Below are 18,534 nucleotides of genomic sequence, written 5' to 3' on the forward strand. Positions count from 1 at the left end.
CGACGGGTCCGCGCCGCTGAGGTGTGAACTTGGGTTAGGTTGGCTGGACCGGGCGCCCGCCGTCTTCCCGACGATGGGCGCGGACCCGAACGACCGCCGACGGGAGGCGCCGCATGCGCGACCCTCGCCGCCCGTCGTCCCCCGAACGTTCCTCGTCCCCCGATCGGCCCTCGTCCCCCGATCGGCCGCCGGTCCTGGTCCGGCTGCTGGTCGTCGCGCTGGGGCTCGTCGGGTTCGTCGTCTCGCCCGGAGCGCCGGTGGGCGCGCCCGCCGGCGCCGCCGGAGCCGGGACGAACATCGGCGTCCGCGCCGGTGCCGCCCAGAGCACGCCCGTCCGGGGCCGTGTCCCGCAGCCGAGGCCCGACGACCGCGCCGAGGCCGCCGTCGAGGCCGTCGCCGCCGCGCGGCACATCGCCGGTGCGCCCGTCCACCTCGCCCACGCGACGCCCCCGGCACCCGGCGTCGACGTCCGGCCGCCGTCCGTGCGGGTCCTCCGGCCCGCCGCCCGCCACGCGCCGCCCGCCGTCCCGCAGTGGGGCGTGCCGCGGGGACGCGCCCCACCCACCTCCACAGGGATCTGACGTTCCTGTTCGCGGTGCCGCAGGCCGGGAGGCCGCGGCGCCGAAGCCCCTTGTGGAGGTTCCCCCTTGTCTCGCGCCAACGCGGTGCGGGCGGTACTGGCGTTCGCCGTGCTCGCCGCATCGCTCTACTTCGCCTTGACCAAGCCCGCCCGCCTCGGCCTCGACCTGCGCGGCGGTACCCAGATCGTCCTGGAGACCCAGGACTCCCCGGCGGCGAAGGCCGACCGGGAGTCCACCGACCGCGCCCGGGAGGTGCTGCACCGCCGGGTCGACGCGCTGGGCGTCGCCGAGGCGTCGATCACCCGGTCGGGCGACCGGCGCCTGATCGTCGAGCTGCCCGACGTGCGGGACCCCGCCCGCGCGGCGGCGGCGCTCGGCAGGACCGCGCAGCTCACCGCCCATCCCGTCCGCACCGACGACGGCCGTCCCGGCACGGGCGAGCGGGCCGTGCCGGACGAGCACGGGCGGCCGATCATGATCGGTCCCGCCGCGCTCACCGGCGACGGCATCGGCTCGGCCGGCGCCTCCTACGACCCCGCGAACCTCGGCGGCTGGACCGTCGACATCGCCTTCCGCGGCGGCGGGGGAGGGATCTGGCAGCGGCTGACCGCCAAGGCCGCCTGCGCCGCCGGCGACGAGCGGCGCATCGCCATCGTGCTGGACGGCAAGGTGATCTCCTCGCCGCAGGTCACCGACCGCGTCGCGTGCGGCACCGGGATCGCCGGCGGGTCCACGCAGATCACCGGGAGCTTCGGCGCGGACGAGGCCGAGGACCTCGCCGCCCTCGTGCAGGGCGGCTCCCTGCCGGTGCCCGTCAAGATGATCGAGCAGCGGGTCGTCGGCCCCACGCTCGGCGACGCCGCGATCGAGGCCAGCGCACGCGCGGCCGTCATCGGCGTACTGCTGACCGGGCTGTTCATCGTCGCCGTCTACCGCTTCGTCGGCCTGCTGGCCACCGTCGCGCTCGCCGGGTACGCGCTGATCTCCTACGCGGCCCTCGTCGCCGTCGGCGCCACCCTCACCCTCCCCGGACTGGCCGGGTTCGTGCTGGCCGTCGGCATGGCGATCGACGCGAACGTGCTGGCCTTCGAGCGGGCCCGGGAGGAGCGCGCCGCCGCGCCCGCCCGGGGACCGAGGGCGGCGCTGTCCACCGGGTTCGCCAGGGCGTGGTCGGCGATCGCGGACTCCGCCGCCACCACGCTGCTCGCCGGCGGGCTGCTGTTCTTCCTCGCCTCCGGGCCCGTGAAGGGCTTCGGCGTCACGCTCACCATCGGCGTCCTGGCCTCGCTGGTGTCGGCGATGCTGCTCAGCCGCGTCCTCACCGATCTCGCCCTCGCGCGCCTTCCCCGGCTCGGACGGTCCGCCGCGGGCGGGCTCGCCGCGTCCGGGCGGATCCGCCGGTGGCTGGACCGGCGCGAGCCCGACCTGATGAGGCGCCGGCGGCTCTGGCTCGGCCTCTCCGCGCTCGCGGTCGTCCTCGCGGCCACCGGGATCTTCTCGCGCGGCCTGGACTACGGCGTGGAGTTCACCGGCGGACGGTTCGTCGAGTACTCCACGAACCGTCCCGTGGACATCGACACGGCCCGGTCCGCCGTCGCCGGTGCCGGTTTCCCGCGCGCGATCGTCCAGACGTCGGGCGATGACGAGATCTCCGTCCGGACGTCCGACCTCGGCAACGCCGAGGAGAAGCGGATCCACGACGCCCTGGCGGACAAGGGCGGCGGCGCCGTCAAGCAGCGCGACGAGCTGATCGGCCCGAGCCTCGGCAACGAGCTGCGCACCAAGGCGCTGATCGCGCTCGGGGTGGCCCTGGCCGTCCAGCTCGCCTACCTGACGATCAGGTTCCGCTGGACGTTCGGGGCCGGCGCCGTCCTCGCCATGTTCCACGACGTGCTGATCGTCACCGGAGTGTTCGCCTGGCTGGGCAAGCCGATCGACGGCGTCTTCCTCGCCGCGCTGCTCACCGTCATCGGCTACTCGGTGAACGACTCGGTCGTGGTGTTCGACCGGGTGCGCGAGCTGTGGGGCGCCCGGCCCGGCGCCCGGTTCGCCGAGGTCGCGAACCTGGGCGCGCTCCAGACCGTCCCGCGCACCGTCAACACCGGCATGGGCGCGGTCTTCATCCTGGCGGCCCTCGCGGTGCTCGGCGGCGACTCGCTGACCGACTTCGCCATCGCGCTCCTGGTCGGCATCGGCGTCGGGACGTACTCCAGCGTCTTCACCGCGACGCCCCTCGCCATCGTCTTCGAGCGCTTCGCCAAGGCCCCGCCGCCCCGGCCCAAGACGGCGTCGAGGCCGGCTCACCGGGCCCCCGGGGACTCCGGTGCCGTGGTGTAGGTCAGCGGGGGACGATCGGGCGCTTCAGGGACTCCGTCAGGCTCTCGGCGAGGCAGGCGACTTGGCGGTGGCCGAGGTCCCAGTCCGCCGCGAGGGGATAGGCGTGGGAGATCCGCTGGGGTTTCCGGTGCCCCTTGAAGATCTTCCTGTACAGCCTGGCGCAGGCGGCTTCGGCCTTCCGGTCGACCGCCTTCCTCCCCGGGTAGCGGCCCTCGGGCAGGTTGTGGACGGCGTACACCTCGACCCAGTGCGGCTCGGTGCAGGCGACGATCTGCTGCGCGACGGACCGGTCGGACCACTTCCTGAGGCAGTCGTGCGGCTTCAGTTCCGCGAAGGTCCTCTTGGTCTGGTCCACGGTCGCGGCGATCGTCGTCGTGAGCGTGTTGGGACCCGAGTAGTGCAGGACGCACGTCACCTCGCGCTCCCCGGCCCGCCACATCCTCCTGTCGGGCTGGAGGGCGTAGAGGTCCAGGTCCTCGGCGTACCGGCTCCGCGCCGTGTACACGAGCCGCTTCAAGCACTGCCGCTCCGCCTGCACACTCGTCTCCCGTTCGCCGGGGAACGGCCCGTCCTCCAGCCGGAACTTGACCATGACCTCGCCGTCATGGGGCCGGGTGCACGGCTCGGCCGTGACGAGGCGGTTGCCGGCGCCTTCCCCCAGCCCGCTGAAGCAGTCGCCGACGCGCAGCGTCGCGATGAACACCTTGCCGCTCTTGCGGATGTGGCCGGCCTCGTCGCGATCCGCCGAGAACAGGGATCCGACGGCCAGGGTCAGCGCGACCGCGCCGACCACGACCCAGCCGAAGGAGGCGGCGAGCCCGCCGATGGCCAGGCCCTTGCCCGTCTCGTTCCGGCGCCCGGCCTGGACGAGCGCGGTGATGCCGAGCCCCACCGCGACAGGTACCAGCCCGACGAGCCCCGTGACGAGCGCGGCGACCGCCATCCGGTTCGTCCGGGGAAGGAGGCCGGGCGGCTCGCCGTACCCCATCGGCGCGTACGGCTGCGAAGGCGGAGGCTCGCCGGGGATCGGGGGAGAGGGCGGAGGGGCATCCGGAAAGGCCCAGCCCGGCGCGGCCCCGGCCTCCTCGGCGCCGGACTCGCCCGGCTCGGCGCGGCCCGGTTCAGGGCGGCCCGGCTCGGGCTCCTTCTCTGGGGATGGGTCCGTGTCAGGGGGAGTGTTCATCGTGAAGGGATCACCGACAGGTCGAGCGGGCCGTCTTTGGGCAGGACGAGGCAAAGGGCGGCCCGGGCCCCTTCGTCCCATTCCTTGACGCTCGTCCCGAAGAGGCCCGTGAGGAGCGCGGCGACCGCCATCCGGTTCGTCCGGGGTGGTCGCCTCTTCTGCGAGAGCGAGCCGGGCGGGTCGGGGAGGCCGTCGGGGGCCTCGCGGATCCGGCTCTTCGCGTACTTCGGGAGCCATCCCTTGCACGCCTGGGACGCCTGGGACGCCTGGTAGACCGTCTGCTGCTCACCGGGATAGGGCCCATCGGCCAGCCGCTTCTCGTCGACCACCTTGCCCTCATGGGGCTGAGTGCAGAGCAGCGCACTCACCCGGCGCGCGGCGGATGCGGCGAGGCCGGCGATGGCGAGGCCCCTGCCCTTCTCGTTGCGGCGCCCGGACTGGACGAAGGCGGCGATGGCGAAGCCGATCACGAGGAGGAGCAGGCCGAGAAGCCCGGTGACCAGTGCCGCTATCGCGAACCGGTTCGTCCGCCGCGGGACGGCCTGGACCGGCGGGCCGTAGGTGCCCGGCGCGGGGAACGGCGGTGGCGTGGCCATCCCAGGACCGTAGGCGGGCGATCCGACAAAAGGTGCACTCTTCGCAAATACCTTTGTCAAGTTGTGATCATGGAACGTTTCGACGCGCCGGGCGGCGTTCACCCTGCGATGATCGTGAGGTTGTCCGGCGTCCATCCGGCACTGGTGATCTTCTGCCGTTCATGGTTATTGCTGCGGAAGGTGCTTTGTGTCTCATTTGTCCCGATTGCTGGGCGTATCGTCCCTCGTCGCGCTCGCGGCGGGGGCCGCGGTCCCGGCCGCGCACGCCGGGCAGGCCGAGCCCGTCGACGTGCAACTGCTGTCCATCACCGACTTCCACGGCTACCTGCAGCCCTACAACGACGCCGCGAACGGGCAGGTGAGGCTGCCGGACGGAACGACGCTCAAGGTCGGCGGCGCCGCCTACAACGCCGCGCACCTCAAGCGGCTGCGGGACGGGCGGCGCAACTCGATCCTGTTCTCCGTCGGCGACAACTTCAGCGGCTGGCCGTTCGAGGTGGACGCGTTCCGGGACGAGCCCACCGTCGAGGTGCTCAACAAGCTCGGGGTGCGGTTCTCGACGACGGGCAACCACGAGCTGGACGTGTCCGCCGGGTTCCTCAAGGACCACATGATGAAGGGCCGCTGCTTCGGCAGGGTGGACGTCGACAGCTGCTTCACCGACTCCACCGGCAGGCGGTTCCGGGGCGCGAAGTTCCCCTTCTACACGGGCAACATCGTCGGCGCCAGGACGGGCAAGCCGATCCTCCAGCCGTACAACATCGAGTGGGTGCGCGGGAAGGGCGGCCGGAAGGTGCCCGTCGGGTTCATCGACCTGACCGTCCCGGACACGCCCGTCGGCTCCACGTCCTACCAGCCCGACCTGCGGGCCCTCCCGCTGCTGGAGACCGCGAACCGGTACGCGGCCGAGCTGCGGCGGCGCGGGGTGAAGGCGATCGTGGCGAACGTGCACGACGGCGGCTCGGCGGACGGCGCGGGCTTCGACGGGTGCAAGAACCCGTCCGGCCCCGTCATCGACTTCGCCCGGCAGGCGTCGCCCGACATCGACGCGATCTTCACCGGGCACTGGCACGCCGGGTTCAACTGCACGCTCCCCGACCCGGCCGGGAACCCCCGCCCGGTGATCGAGGGCCTCAACCACGGCCGGCTGATCAGCGAGATCGACCTGAAGATCGACCCGCGGAGCGGCGAGGTGCTGCGGAACGGGACCAGGGCCGTCAACCACCCCGTGACCCGCGACGTCCCGCCGGACCCCGAGGTCCAGCGGATCGCCGACTACTGGACGGCGCGCGGCGCGAAGCGGGCCGCCGAGCCGCTGGCGGCGCAGACCGGCGACCTCACCCGGGCGCCCAACGCCCACGGCGAGAGCACCATGGGCGACCTGGTGGCGGACGCGCAGTACTGGACGGCCCGGCGGTCCCGGGAGGGCCGCGCCGACCTGGCCCTCGTCGCCGTCAAGCCCGTCAAGGGCTCGACCGCGGTGGCGCGGGACCTGCCATTCGCCAAGGGCACCGGCGACGGCGACGCCGACGGGCGCGTGACGTTCGGCGAGGCGTGGAACGCCTACGGGTACGGAAATCCGGTGCTCACCGTCACGGTGACCGGCGAGCAGATCCACCGGGCGTTGGAGCAGCAGTGGCAGGGTGGGAGGTTCGCGCCGTTCGCCGTGTCGAAGAACGTCCGGTACAGCTACGACGCCACCCGCCCGGAGGGCGACCGGGTCGCGCCGGAGAACGTCGTGATCGACGGGAGGCCGCTCGATTCGTCCCGCGAGTACCGGCTGGCGGCGCTGGCCTACACGCTGATCGGCGCCGACGGCTACACGGCGTTCACCGGCTTCGGCGACGCGTACCGCAACGACCTGCCCGACCACGAGGCGTTCGCCGCCTACCTCAAGACGATCCGGACGATCACGCCGGCGCCGCTGGACCGCGTCCGCCCGTCCTCATCCGCCTGACCGCAGGAAATCCGCCTGACCGCACGAAGGGCCCGCCCAGCGGGCGCGACGCCCGCCGTCACCGAGGGGAGACCCCGGTCGCGGCGGGCACCGTGCTTCAACAACACCGTGCTTTCAACCACCGTGCTTTGCGAACACCGTGCGTCAGGCGAGCGGGGGCTGGTGCTCGTCGTTCTCCGCCCGGATCACCTGCATGACCGCGTTGATCAGCGCCAGGTGCGTGAACGCCTGCGGGAAGTTGCCGAGGTGCCGCCCGGTATGCGGGTCGATCTCCTCGGCGTACAGCTGCAACGGGCTGGCGTAGGACAGCAGCTTCTCGCACAGGGCCCGCGCCCGCTCCAGCTCCCCGATCATCACCAGGCTGCTGACCAGCCAGAACGAGCAGATCGTGAAGGTGCCCTCCTCCGACTCGAACCCGTCGTCGGTCTCGGTCGCCCGGTACCGCAGGACGAGGTCGTCCTCCGACAGCTCGTCGGCGATGGCGAGGACGGTCTCCCGCACCCGCTTGTCGTCGGCGGGCAGGAAGCCCAGCAGCGGGATCAGCAGCGCCGACGCGTCCAGCGCCGGGGCGCCGTAGTGCGCGGTGAACACCCCGCGCTCGTCCAGGGCGTTGGCGATGACGTCGGCGTGGATCTCGTCGGCCGCCGCCTGCCAGCGCAGCGCCCGCTCGTCGTCGCCGCGGATGCGGGCCAGCCGGGCGCCGCGCTCGGCCGCGACCCAGCAGAACACCTTGGACGAGGTGAAGTGCTGAGGCTCGCCGCGCACCTCCCACATGCCGCAGTCGGGCGTCCGCCAGTTGGCGAGGGCGTCCTCGACCTGCTTGACGACGATCTTCCAGAGCCGGTCGTCGAGCCGGTCCCGCTTGCGCACGAACAGGTAGATGGAGCCGATGATCGCGCCCCACACGTCGTGCTGCGCCTGCATGTACGCCTCGTTGCCGATGCGCACCGGACGGGCGTTGTCGTAGCCGGACAGGTGCTCCAGCGTGGACTCGGGCAGCTCCTCCCGCCCGTCCAGCCCGTACATGATCTGCAGCTTGCCCTCGGCGGCCTCGGCCACGTCGGTGATGAAGTAGAAGAAGTCGTTGGCCTCCCAGTCGTATCCCAGGGTGTAGAACGCCCACAGTGCCATCGTGGAGTCGCGGATCCAGGTGTAGCGGTAGTCCCAGTTCCGGTCGCCGCCCGGCGTCTCCGGCAGCGAGGTCGTCGCCGCGGCCGCCACCGCCCCGGACGGCGCGAACGTCAGCCCCTTCAGCGTGAGCGCGCTGCGCTGCAGGTGGCTGCGCCACGGATGGTCGGGGAACCGGCCGCGGTCGAGCCAGTGCTGCCAGTGGTGGACGGTCCAGACGAGCCGCTCCTGCGCGTCCTCGTAGGTGCTGGGCGCGTCGTGCTCGCTCCACGACAGCGCCACGAACCGCGCCTCGCCCTGCTTCAGCAGCGTGCGGGACGTGGCGAGCGACCCTTCGAAGCCCACGTTCATGTCCGTGGTGAGGCGCAGCCCGATGCCGTTCCCGCGCGCGACGGCCTCGTGGTAGCCGACGCCGGTGTGCTCCCACCGGGCCGGCGTCTGGCCGTAGTCGAACACCGGCATGCAGTCGAGGCGCACCTGGACCTGGCCGTTCACGCAGCGCACCATCCGGAGCAGGACGTGGTCGGCGTCATAGTCGGTGGGGGCCCTGCGGTGCGTGTGCGACCGTTCCGTCTCGTGGTGCCAGGGCCCCATGAGCAGGGCGTCCGTCACCACCAGCCAGCCGCCGTGCACCCACCAGGTGGTCTCCATCACCATCGTGCCGGGGATGTAGCGCTGGGCGGCGGGCACCTCGACGCCCGCCGGTCCGACCCGGAAGTACCCGGCGTCCCGGTCCAGGATGGAGCCGAAGACGCTCGGCGAGTCCATCTTGGGCAGGCACATCCACTCGATGTTGCCGCTGGGCGCCACGAGCGCGGTCGTCTCGCAGTCGGACAGGAACCCGAAATCGGCGATCGGGGCGAACGGATCTCCCGCCCGGCCTCCGGCGACCTTCGGCCTCACGGCCTCACCTCCTTGATCCATCATTCCCTCTCCTGCGCATTGGGTACGCCTTGGGGGCGAGGGGGTTCGCCCGCCCCGGTCCGGCTGGACTGGAGTAGACCACTATTTGGGCTCTGAGCTGCGAGAACGTCCGGTCGGCGACGGGGCGCCGAGCGAAGCCCGACTTCGCGGGTACAGTCCCGGCAAACAGGGCAGCGGGCCCGATACCGCCCGAGGCGACGCGACGGCGCGCGCCTACGGCGGCACGCGGGCCCGGCACTGACCCTGGGTGGAACCGGAGCGAGAAGGAGCTCCCCGTGCCGAAGTTCGTGTACGACTTCACTGAGGGAAACAAGGACCTCAAGGATCTGCTGGGCGGCAAGGGCGCCAACCTGGCCGAGATGACCAACCTCGGCCTGCCCGTGCCTCCCGGGTTCACGATCACCGCGGAGGCCTGCCGGCACTACCTCGAACACGGGACCCTGCCGGACGGGCTCGAAGACGAGGTGAACCGGCATCTCACCGCGCTTGAGGGCGCGATGGGCAAGCGGCTCGGCCAGAGCGACGACCCGCTCCTGGTCAGCGTGCGCTCCGGGGCGAAGTTCAGCATGCCGGGGATGATGGAGACCGTCCTCAACATCGGCCTGAACGACGAGTCGGTCCACGGCCTGGCCGCGCAGGCCGGGGACGAGCGGTTCGCCTGGGACTCCTACCGCCGGCTCATCCAGATGTTCGGCAAGACGGTGCTGGGCATCGACGGCGACCTGTTCGAGGACGCGATCGAGGCCGCCAAGGACGCCCGCGGCACCAAGGACGACGTCGACCTGCGCGCCGAGGACTTCGAGAGCCTGGTGGACCGCTTCAAGGGCATCGTCCGCGACCAGGCGGGACGCGAGTTCCCGACCGACCCGCGCGAGCAGATGGACCTGGCCGTCCGGGCGGTGTTCGACTCCTGGAACGCGCCCCGCGCGATCCTGTACCGCCGCCAGGAGCGGATCCCGGTCGACCTCGGCACCGCCGTGAACATCTGCTCGATGGTCTTCGGCAACCTCGGCATGGACTCGGGGACCGGCGTCGCCTTCACCCGCGACCCCGCGACCGGCCAGCAGGGCATCTACGGCGACTACCTGCAGAACGCCCAGGGCGAGGACGTCGTCGCCGGCATCCGCAACACCGTCCCGCTGACCGAGCTGGAGAAGATCGACAAGGGTTCCTACGACCGGCTGCTCGCCATCATGGAGACGCTGGAGAACCACTACCGCGATATGTGCGACATCGAGTTCACGATCGAGCGCGGGAAGCTGTGGATGCTCCAGACCCGGGTCGGCAAGCGGACGGCCGCCGCCGCGTTCCGCATCGCCTGCCAGCTCCTCGACCAGGGCCTCATCGACCTGGACGAGGCGACCCGGCGCGTCACCGGCGACCAGCTCGCCCAGCTGATGTTCCCCCGTTTCGCCGCCAGGGTCGACGGGGTGAAGAAGCTCACCCGGGGCATGAACGCCTCCCCGGGCGCCGCCGTCGGCAAGGCCGTGTTCACCACCGCCCGCGCCGTGGAGCTGTCCGGGCGCGGCGAGGACGTCATCCTCGTCCGCCGCGAGACCAACCCCGACGACCTGGCGGGCATGGTCGCCGCCAAGGGCGTGCTGACCTCCCGCGGCGGCAAGACCTCGCACGCCGCCGTCGTCGCCCGCGGCATGGGCAAGACGTGCGTGTGCGGCGCCGAGGAACTCGACGTCGACGTCAAGGCCGGGCGTTTCACCGCCCCCGGCGGTGTGACCGTGAACGAGGGCGACGTCGTCTCCATCGACGGCTCGTCCGGCGACGTCTACCTCGGCGAGGTGCCCGTCGAGGACTCGCCCGTCGTCCGGTACTTCGAGGGCGAGCTGTCCCTGGAGGACGGCGACGAGCTCGTCACGGCCGTCGACCGGGTCATGGAGCACGCCGACGCGAGCGCCGCGCTGAGGGTCCGCGCCAACGCCGACAACGCCGAGGACTCCGCGCGGGCGCGCCGCTTCGGCGCCCAGGGCATCGGGCTGTGCCGCACCGAGCACATGTTCCTCGGCGACCGGCGGCAGCTCGTCGAGAAGCTCATCCTCGCCGAGGACGCGGACGAGCGGCAGGCCGCGCTGGACGCCCTCGAACCGCTGCAGAAGCAGGACTTCGAGGGCATCTTCGAGGCCATGGACGGGCTGCCGGTCACGATCCGGCTCATCGACCCGCCGCTGCACGAGTTCCTCCCCGACATCACCGAGCTGTCGGTCAAGGTGGCCCTCGCCGGCGACGGCGCGGACCGCAAGGACCGGAAGCTGCTGGAGGCAGTCAACAGACTGCACGAGCAGAACCCTATGTTGGGACTCCGGGGCGTGCGTCTCGGTTTGGTGATTCCCGGCCTGTTCTCCATGCAGGTACGGGCGATCGCCGAGGCCGCCGCGGCGCGTCGCCTGGCCGGCGGCGACCCCCGTCCCGAGATCATGATCCCGCTGGTCGGGGCCGTCCAGGAGCTGGAGGCCGTCCGCGAGGAGTCCCGCGCGATCCTGGACGAGGTCAGGGAGCGCACCGGCGTCGACGTCCCGGCGCTGATCGGCACCATGATCGAGCTGCCGCGGGCGGCGCTCACCGCCGGGCAGATCGCCGAGGCCGCCGAGTTCTTCTCCTTCGGTACCAACGACCTCACCCAGACCACCTGGGGCTTCTCCCGCGACGACGTCGAGGCGGCGTTCTTCTCCCGCTACCTGGAGCTCGGCATCTTCGGCGTGTCCCCGTTCGAGACCCTGGACCGGGACGGCGTGGGACGGCTCGTCCGCATCGCCGCCGAGGAGGGCCGCAAGGCCAGGCCCGGCATCAAGCTCGGCATCTGCGGCGAGCACGGCGGCGACCCCGACTCGGTGCACTTCTGCCACGAGGTCGGCCTCGACTACGTGTCCTGCTCGCCGTTCCGCATCCCCGTCGCCCGGCTGGAGGCGGGCCGCGCCGCGATCGAGGCGAAGGCCGGGGGCGGCAGCGACAGCCGCTGAGCTCCGGTCCCGGGACGGCGGCCCGAAACCCCTCGGCCGCCGTCCCGGTGACAGGACGCGGGAATGTGGCCGGAGCGACACGGCGGAATGTGGGGCCGGAGCGACACTGCGGAATTTGTGGCCCGGGCAACACGCCGGACTTGTGAACCTTGCACGCTCGCCGGACCATCTAAGTAACGTGGCCAGAGCGATGACGTTGGAAGTGGAGTTGCCGGAGCACGCGCCGGACGAGGCGGACGAGGCCGAGGGGCGGCCGCGCGGCCGCGCGCGCAAGGGCCGGCGCGCAGGACGGCCCAGGCGGTCGCTCTGGTTCGTGATCCCGGTGAGCGTCGTCGTCGGCCTGATCGCCATCGCCGTCCTGACGCCGCTCGCCGTCGGAACACGCATCTGGTACCAGGCGCGCCAGGACGAGCGGCCCCGCTCGGACGCGATCATCGTGCTCGGCGCCGCCCAGTACAACGGCGTCCCGTCCCCGACGCTGAAGTGGCGGCTGCAGCACGCGCTCGACCTCTACCGGAGCGGCGTGGCGCCCGCGATCGTCACCGTCGGCGGCAAGGCGCCCGGCGACGCCTTCACCGAGGCCGACTCCGGCCGCCGGTGGCTGATCCAGCGGGGCGGCGTGCCCGCCGCCAAGGTCGTCGCGGTGCCGGTCGGGCGCGACACGCGGGAGAGCCTGCGGGCCGTGGGCAAGGAGTACAAGCGGCTGCACTGGTCGTCCGGCGTGATCGTCACCGACCCGTGGCACGGGCTGCGGTCCAAGCGGATGGCCGAGGACAACGGCATCAAGGCCGCCGCCTCGCCGACCCGCAGCGGCCCGAGCGTCCAGACCCGCGACACCCAGCTGCAGTACATCGTCCGCGAGACGGGCGGCTACCTGTCGTACGTCCTGCTGGGCAAGAGCGTGAAGCCGCCCAGCGAGACCATCAAGAGCATCCACGGCGATCCGGTGGAGCCGGGCGGCTCGCCCACCGGGACGCCCGGCCCGTGACGTGAACACCTCGGCTGGAGGCCGTTCTCTCGTCACGGCGTCCGCTTATTCTGGAAGGACATGAGCGAGTACCGCGAGCACGACCGCGAGCGCTGGGCGCCCGAGCCGGCCAAGCGCCGTGACCGCACGGCCTTCGAGCGCGACCGCGCCCGCGTCCTGCACAGCGCCGCGCTGCGCCGGCTGGCGGCCAAGACGCAGGTCGCCTCGCCCGGCGCGGACGCCTCCGCCGACAACGTGCAGAGCCTGCGCACCCGCCTGACCCACTCCCTCGAATGCGCCCAGGTGGGCCGCGAACTGGGCAAGTCCCTCGGCTGCGATCCCGACCTGGTGGAGGCGGCGTGCCTGTCCCACGACATCGGGCACCCGCCGTTCGGCCACAACGGCGAGTCCGCGCTGGACGTCGTCGCCCGCGACTGCGGAGGCTTCGAAGGCAACGCGCAGAGCCTGCGCGTCCTGACCCGGCTGGAGCCCAAGTCTTTCGCGCCGGACGGCCCGCCCCTGCACGGGCGCAGCGTCGGGCTGAACCTCACGCGCGCCGCCCTCGACGCGGCGATGAAGTACCCGTGGCCGCAGGCCGAGGCCGTCAACGGCAAGTTCGGCGTCTACTCCGACGACATGGACGTCGCGCGCTGGGTCCGCGAGGGCGTCGAACCCGGCCGGACGTGCTTCGAGGCGCAGGTCATGGACTGGAGCGACGATGTCGCCTACTCCGTCCACGACCTGGAGGACGCGCTGGTCGCCGGGCACATCGACTTCGCCAGGCTCGCCGACCCGGCCGAGCGGCGGCTGGTCGCCGCGACCGCGACCAAGCTGTACTGCGCGGACGCCGACCTGAACGAGCTGGAGGAGCGCTTCGCGGCGTTACTCGCCGAGCCGTACTGGCCCGACCGCTACGACGGCACCCCCCGCAGCATCGCCGCCCTCAAGAACCTCGCCAGCACGCTGATCGGGCGGTTCTGCATGGCCGCCGAGACCGCCACCCGCGACGCCTACGGCGACCGTCCGCTGACCCGCTACGCGGCGGAGCTGATCGTCCCGCGCGCGCAGCGGCTGGAGAACGCGCTGCTCAAGGGAATCACCGCCCACTACGTGTGGATCAGCCACGAGGAGATCAGGGCCCGGCAGCGGACGCTGATCACCGAACTGGCCGCGATGATGCTCGCCGGGGCGCCCGGCACCCTCGACCCCGGCTTCCGCGCCGCGTTCGTCGAGGCCGGGGACGACGCGGCCCGGCTCCGCGCCGTCGTCGACCAGATCGCCTCGCTGACCGATCTGTCGGCGATCACACGCCACGAGATGCTCGGCGACCGCACCCGCTGAGCAGGGGCGATACCCCTCTCGGCCAGGGCTCGTACGCGAGGAGCATGCCTCGACGCGCCGACCGGCGACCCTTGTCTCATTACAGGGCCCGCTGTAGGGATGACTAGAAGTCATCTAACAGGAGGTCGCCATGCCCGAGGGGACGTTCGTCATCGTCGGTGCCAGCTTGGCCGGGTCCAAGGCGGCGGAGACGCTCCGCGAGGAAGGGTTCTCCGGCAGGATTCTGCTGATCGGGGAAGAGATCGAGCGGCCGTACGAGCGGCCGCCCCTCTCGAAGGGCTTCCTCCTGGACAAGGAACCGCGCGAGAAGGCCCACGTCCACGAGTCCGACTGGTACGACAAGCACGATGTCGAGCTGCGGCTGGGCGTCTCGGTCACCGCGATCGACCGTGCCGGGCACGAGGTGCGGCTGTCCACCAAGGAGCCGATCGGCTACGACAAGCTGCTGCTGGCGACCGGCGCGTCGCCCCGGCGCCTCGAAGTGCCAGGGTCGAAGCTGCAGGGCATCCACTACCTGCGGACGATGGCGGACGCGGCGAAACTGAAACAGGCGCTCGCCCCCGGCGGACGGCGCGTAGTGGTCGCCGGGGCCGGCTGGATCGGCCTGGAGACGGCCGCCGCGGCGCGCGAGCACGGCAACGACGTGACGCTCATCGAGCCGGAACCGGCGCCGCTGCACGCCGCAGTCGGACCCGAACTGGGCGGGATGTTCGCCGAGCTGCACCGCGAGCACGGCGTCGACCTGCGGCTCGACCAGGGCGTGGCCGGCTTCTGGGGCGCCGGGCAGGTGTCGGCCGTGGTCACCTCCGGCGGCGCCGAGGTACCGGCGGACGTGGTGATCGTCGGCATCGGTGTCCGCCCCAACACGCGGCTGGCCGAGGACGCAGGGCTGGAGGTGTCCGACGGCGTGCTCGTCGACCAGTCGCTCCAGACGTCCGACCCCGACATCTACGCCGCCGGCGACGTGGCCAACGCCTACAACCCCCTGCTGGGCCGCCGGATCCGCGTGGAGCACTGGGCGAACGCCCTCGACGGCGGCCCCGCCGCCGCCCGTGCCATGCTCGGCCGGCCCGTCGTCTACGACCGGATCCCGTACTTCTTCAGCGACCAGTACGACCTCGGCATGGAGATGTCGGGCGTCGCGTCGCCGGGGGAGTACGACGAGGTCGTCTACCGAGGCGACGCGGCCACCCGCGAGTTCATCGCGTTCTGGCTGTCAGGCGGCCGGGTCGTCGCCGGCATGAACGTCAATGTCTGGGACGTCACCGACGAGATCCAGGCCCTGATCCGCTCATCCCGTCCCATAGCCCCGGCCCGTCTAGCCGACCCCAACACACCTCTAGCCGACCTGGCGTGACCCGCAGCCTGGGCGCTTGTCGTAACTGCGGCCGTGGTGCCCTGCCGTGAACCGTGACCTGGCTGGCCTGCCGTGACGCGCGGCCGGGGTGATCTGCTGTGACCTGCGGTGCGGGGTTGGCCGGCGTGACCGGCGGGCGGGGGGCGTGCCTGATCGGTCCCGGAATGATCTTTTCGCGGACGGTGTGCGCGACGTACAGTCGGCCGGATGGTGACGTACGGGAGCGCGACGCTCGGCCGCGCGCGGGTCGCGGTGACGGTGGCGTTCACGGCGCACGGCCTGCTCGGCGCCGCCTGGGTGGCCCGCATCCCGCAGATCAAGGAGCATCTCGGGCTGAGCGAGGGCGCGATGGGCGTCGCGCTGCTCGGCGCGCCCGTCGGCGTCGCCGTCGCGGTGCGGTTCGCCGGGGCGATCGTCGCGCGGTGGGGGAGCCGGGCGACGACCGTGGCCGGCGGGATCGTGGCCGCCCTGTCGCTGGTGCCGCTGGGCCTCGCCTGGAACCTCGGCGTGTTGATCTGCGCCCTGGCCGTCCTCGGCGGCTCGCTGGGCCTGATGGACGTGGCCATGAACGCCCAGGGCGTGGCCGTCGAACGCGGCTACGGCCGTCCGCTGATGTCCGGGCTGCACGGCGCGTACAGCATCGGGACCTTGCTGGCCGCCTTGATCGGTGCGGCCGCGGCTCACGCGCACGTCCCGGTCGCGGTGCACCTGAGCGTGGCGGCCGCCGCGTTGATCGGCCTGCTGCTGGCCGGGTGCCGTGATCTGTTGGATCGTTCCGTGGACGCCTTGCCCGATCTTCCGGACGAGCCCGCCGCGGCTTCGTCCGCCGCCGGGACCTCTGGGCGGTGGGTGCTGGTGATGCTGGGGATCATCGGGCTCTGCTCGTTCGTCGGCGAGGGCGCCATGGCGGACTGGAGCGCGATCTACCTGCGGGAGGACCTGGGCACCGGTCCTGGGCTCGCCGGCCTCGGCTTCGCCGGGTGCGCGGTGGCGATGACGGCGGGCCGCCTCGCCGGAGACCGGGTCGTGGCGCGGTTCGGCCCGGTCGCGGTGCTGCGCGCGGGGTCGCTGGTCGCCGCGGTCGGCCTCGGGCTCGGTCTCGCGGCCCGGAACCCGGCGGCCGCCGTGGCCGGATTCACGCTCTTCGGCCTCGGTGTCGCCGTCGTCGCGCCCGTCACCTTCAGCGCGGCGGGCAATGTGCCCGGCGTGCCCGCGGCGACCGGGATCGCCCGGGTGACCGGCGTCGGCTACCTCGGCCTGCTGGGCGGCCCGCCCGTCATCGGCTTCGTCGCGCAGGGCGTGGGGCTCGGGTGGGCGCTGGCCGTCCCGGTCGGGCTGGTCGGGCTGATCGTCCTGCTGGCCCCCGCCACCGGCACCGCCGCGGCCGCCGCGGCGTCCCCGGACGCCGCCGATCCCTGAGCGCGGTAGGCTCAGGATTCTTTGATGGCTTTGTGACCATGCCATATGCCCCATTCGGGTAAGGTCTGGGCGGGTGAGCACCATACAGCGGCCGAGACCTGCGAAAACGGTCCCGTCCGTACCGGCGTACCGTGCGTTTCTGCGCGAGCTCGCCACCTTCGGTTTTGTGGGTTTCGTCGGCACCCTCATCACGTTCTTCGGCGCCAACCTGATGCGCGCCTGGCTCGGCGGCAGCCCGGTGATCAGCGTCGTCGTGCCGACCGTGCTGTCCACCCTGACGTCCTACCTGGCCAACCGCTTCTGGACGTTCCGGCACCGCGACAGCGACGGCTCGGGCCGCGAGGTCGTGACCTTCTTCGCGCTGAACGGCGTCGGGCTGCTCATCCAGGTGCTGTGCACCGGCTTCACCTACTACACGCTCGGGCTGCACGGCAGCGTCGCCTACAACGCGGCCCTGCTCGCCGGTCTCGGCCTCGGCTCGGCGTTCCGCTACTGGTCGTACAAGAAGTGGGTCTTCACGCCCGCCGCCGCCTGACCCCGTCCCGGGAATGCCTCGGCCGAAGATCGCGTCATATTCATCATGAGCGTGCCCCTCCAGGAACGTCCGCGCCGCCTCGACGACGAGTGGCAGGAGCACCGGCCCGCCGTGTTCGGCGCCGCGTACCGCATCACCGGCAGCGTCGCCGACGCCGACGACATCGTTCAGGACGTGTGGCTGCGCGCCGCCGCCCAGGACTCCCTCGACGGGATCCGCGACCTGCGCGCCTGGCTCGTCACCGTCGCGGCCCGCCGCGCCTACGACATCCTCGGCTCCGCCCGCGCCCGCCGCGTCGACTATGTGGGGCCCTGGCTGCCGGAACCACTGCTGACCGGCCCGGACGTGGCGGACGCCGTCCTCGTGGACGACACCGTCGGTACCGCGATGCTGATGGTCCTGGAGGAGCTCTCCCCGCCCGAGCGCGTCGCGTTCGTCCTGCATCAGGCGTTCGAGGTGCCGTACGAACGGATCGCCGACGTCCTCGGCAAGTCGCCCGCCGCCTGCCGCCAACTCGCCTCCCGTGCCCGCCGCAAGATCGCCGCCGCTCGGCTGGACCGTCCTGCCTCCCGGAGCGAGCGGGAGAAGGTCCTGAAGGCGTTCCGGACGGCCTACGAGAAGGGCGACGGCACCGCCCTGATGGAACTCCTGGATCCGGACGCCACCTACACCACCGACGGCGGCGGCAAGGTCTTCGCCGCGCGCAAGATCATCAGGGGCGCGCTGAGGGTCGCCACCACCCTGGTCCGGGTGTCCGCCAAGAACGGCTACCGCACTGTCCCGGCCGAGGTGAACGGCCAGCCGGGCCTGCTCGTCTACCGCGACGACCAGCTGATAGGCGTCGACACCATGGACATACGCAACGGCCGAATCACCGCCTACCGCCGCGTCCTCAACCCCGACAAGCTGGTCGCCCTCCAAACCCGCCTGCCCCACTAGCCATCTGCTCGTCTTGGCAGGTTGACGGGCTCTGAGCGGGGACGGCTCCCAGCGAGAGGTCTACCCGCGTAGTCGGCTCATTGCGGCGTTCCGTTCCCATGAGGGCAGCGGCCTGGGCGAGGCGCCCGCAAGGAGATCGTCCAGGCCGCCGCCGGTCCTTAGCGATCCTCGCCGCCCGCAGTGGCGCGCTGTAGGCGTCGCCGGGAACGCAGCCCCGATGCTGACGCGGAGAGGTGCGGGGGTGGAGTGAGAGTGCACGGAGCGGGTGAGGGCGCGGAGTGGGTGGAGTGTGTGGGGC

Annotated in this window: 13 protein-coding genes; 10 read left to right on the top strand and 3 right to left on the bottom strand. The window is 72.1% G+C overall.

What is annotated here, in order from left to right; all coding sequences use genetic code 11:
* Positions 1 to 113 precede the first annotated feature (113 nt).
* Together E1298_RS13855 and secD are read left to right on the top strand one after the other, a co-directional pair.
* On the top strand, positions 114 to 581 hold the full coding sequence (locus E1298_RS13855) for a hypothetical protein (protein WP_131893078.1): 468 nt from the start codon (positions 114 to 116) through the stop codon (positions 579 to 581).
* A 66-nt stretch (positions 582 to 647) separates the two neighbouring features.
* Positions 648 to 2,918, top strand: coding sequence for a protein translocase subunit SecD (gene secD, locus E1298_RS13860; protein ID WP_131893080.1), 2,271 nt, complete (start codon positions 648 to 650; stop codon positions 2,916 to 2,918).
* Position 2,919: 1 nt separating this feature from the next.
* Here secD and E1298_RS13865 read toward each other — a convergent pair whose 3' ends face one another.
* Together E1298_RS13865 and E1298_RS13870 are read right to left on the bottom strand one after the other, a co-directional pair.
* Positions 2,920 to 4,101 carry a DUF4190 domain-containing protein gene (locus E1298_RS13865; protein ID WP_131893082.1) on the bottom strand — a complete coding sequence of 394 codons (1,182 nt, stop codon included), beginning with the start codon at positions 4,099 to 4,101 and terminating at the stop codon, positions 2,920 to 2,922.
* Positions 4,098 to 4,697 (bottom strand): hypothetical protein, encoded by a 600-nt coding sequence (locus E1298_RS13870; protein WP_131893084.1) that lies wholly within the window; start codon positions 4,695 to 4,697, stop codon positions 4,098 to 4,100. Before E1298_RS13870 ends, E1298_RS13865 begins: the two co-directional genes overlap by 4 nt.
* A gap of 196 nt (positions 4,698 to 4,893) precedes the next feature.
* On the opposite strand from E1298_RS13870, the gene E1298_RS13875 reads away from it, so the two are divergent.
* Positions 4,894 to 6,654, top strand: a complete 1,761-nt coding sequence (locus E1298_RS13875) for a bifunctional metallophosphatase/5'-nucleotidase (protein ID WP_131893086.1) — start codon at positions 4,894 to 4,896, stop codon at positions 6,652 to 6,654.
* A 144-nt stretch (positions 6,655 to 6,798) separates the two neighbouring features.
* Here E1298_RS13875 and E1298_RS13880 read toward each other — a convergent pair whose 3' ends face one another.
* Positions 6,799 to 8,685 carry a glycoside hydrolase family 15 protein gene (locus E1298_RS13880; protein WP_243725572.1) on the bottom strand — a complete coding sequence of 629 codons (1,887 nt, stop codon included), beginning with the start codon at positions 8,683 to 8,685 and terminating at the stop codon, positions 6,799 to 6,801.
* Positions 8,686 to 8,981: 296 nt separating this feature from the next.
* Here E1298_RS13880 and ppdK point away from each other — a divergent pair, with 296 nt between their 5' ends.
* The 7 genes from ppdK to sigJ all read left to right on the top strand — a co-directional run bounded on the left by ppdK (position 8,982) and on the right by sigJ (position 18,236).
* Positions 8,982 to 11,678, top strand: a complete 2,697-nt coding sequence (ppdK, locus tag E1298_RS13885; protein WP_131893088.1) for a pyruvate, phosphate dikinase — start codon at positions 8,982 to 8,984, stop codon at positions 11,676 to 11,678.
* A gap of 190 nt (positions 11,679 to 11,868) precedes the next feature.
* Entirely contained in the window at positions 11,869 to 12,666 is a 798-nt protein-coding gene (locus E1298_RS13890) for a YdcF family protein (RefSeq protein ID WP_131893090.1), read from the top strand.
* 60 nt (positions 12,667 to 12,726) lie between these two features.
* Positions 12,727 to 13,986, top strand: a complete 1,260-nt coding sequence (locus tag E1298_RS13895) for a deoxyguanosinetriphosphate triphosphohydrolase (RefSeq protein WP_131893092.1) — start codon at positions 12,727 to 12,729, stop codon at positions 13,984 to 13,986.
* A 130-nt stretch (positions 13,987 to 14,116) separates the two neighbouring features.
* Positions 14,117 to 15,343: an NAD(P)/FAD-dependent oxidoreductase gene (locus E1298_RS13900; RefSeq protein ID WP_131893094.1), complete on the top strand. Its 1,227-nt coding sequence runs from the start codon at positions 14,117 to 14,119 to the stop codon at positions 15,341 to 15,343.
* A gap of 207 nt (positions 15,344 to 15,550) precedes the next feature.
* Positions 15,551 to 16,762, top strand: a complete 1,212-nt coding sequence (locus E1298_RS13905; protein ID WP_131893096.1) for an MFS transporter — start codon at positions 15,551 to 15,553, stop codon at positions 16,760 to 16,762.
* A gap of 166 nt (positions 16,763 to 16,928) precedes the next feature.
* Positions 16,929 to 17,297 (top strand): GtrA family protein, encoded by a 369-nt coding sequence (locus tag E1298_RS13910; protein ID WP_243725573.1) that lies wholly within the window; start codon positions 16,929 to 16,931, stop codon positions 17,295 to 17,297.
* Positions 17,298 to 17,342: 45 nt separating this feature from the next.
* Entirely contained in the window at positions 17,343 to 18,236 is an 894-nt protein-coding gene (gene sigJ, locus E1298_RS13915) for an RNA polymerase sigma factor SigJ (RefSeq protein WP_131893100.1), read from the top strand.
* Positions 18,237 to 18,534 lie beyond the last annotated feature (298 nt).

Source organism: Actinomadura rubrisoli, from assembly GCF_004349215.1.
GTDB classification, from domain to species: Bacteria; Actinomycetota; Actinomycetes; order Streptosporangiales; family Streptosporangiaceae; genus Spirillospora; species Spirillospora rubrisoli.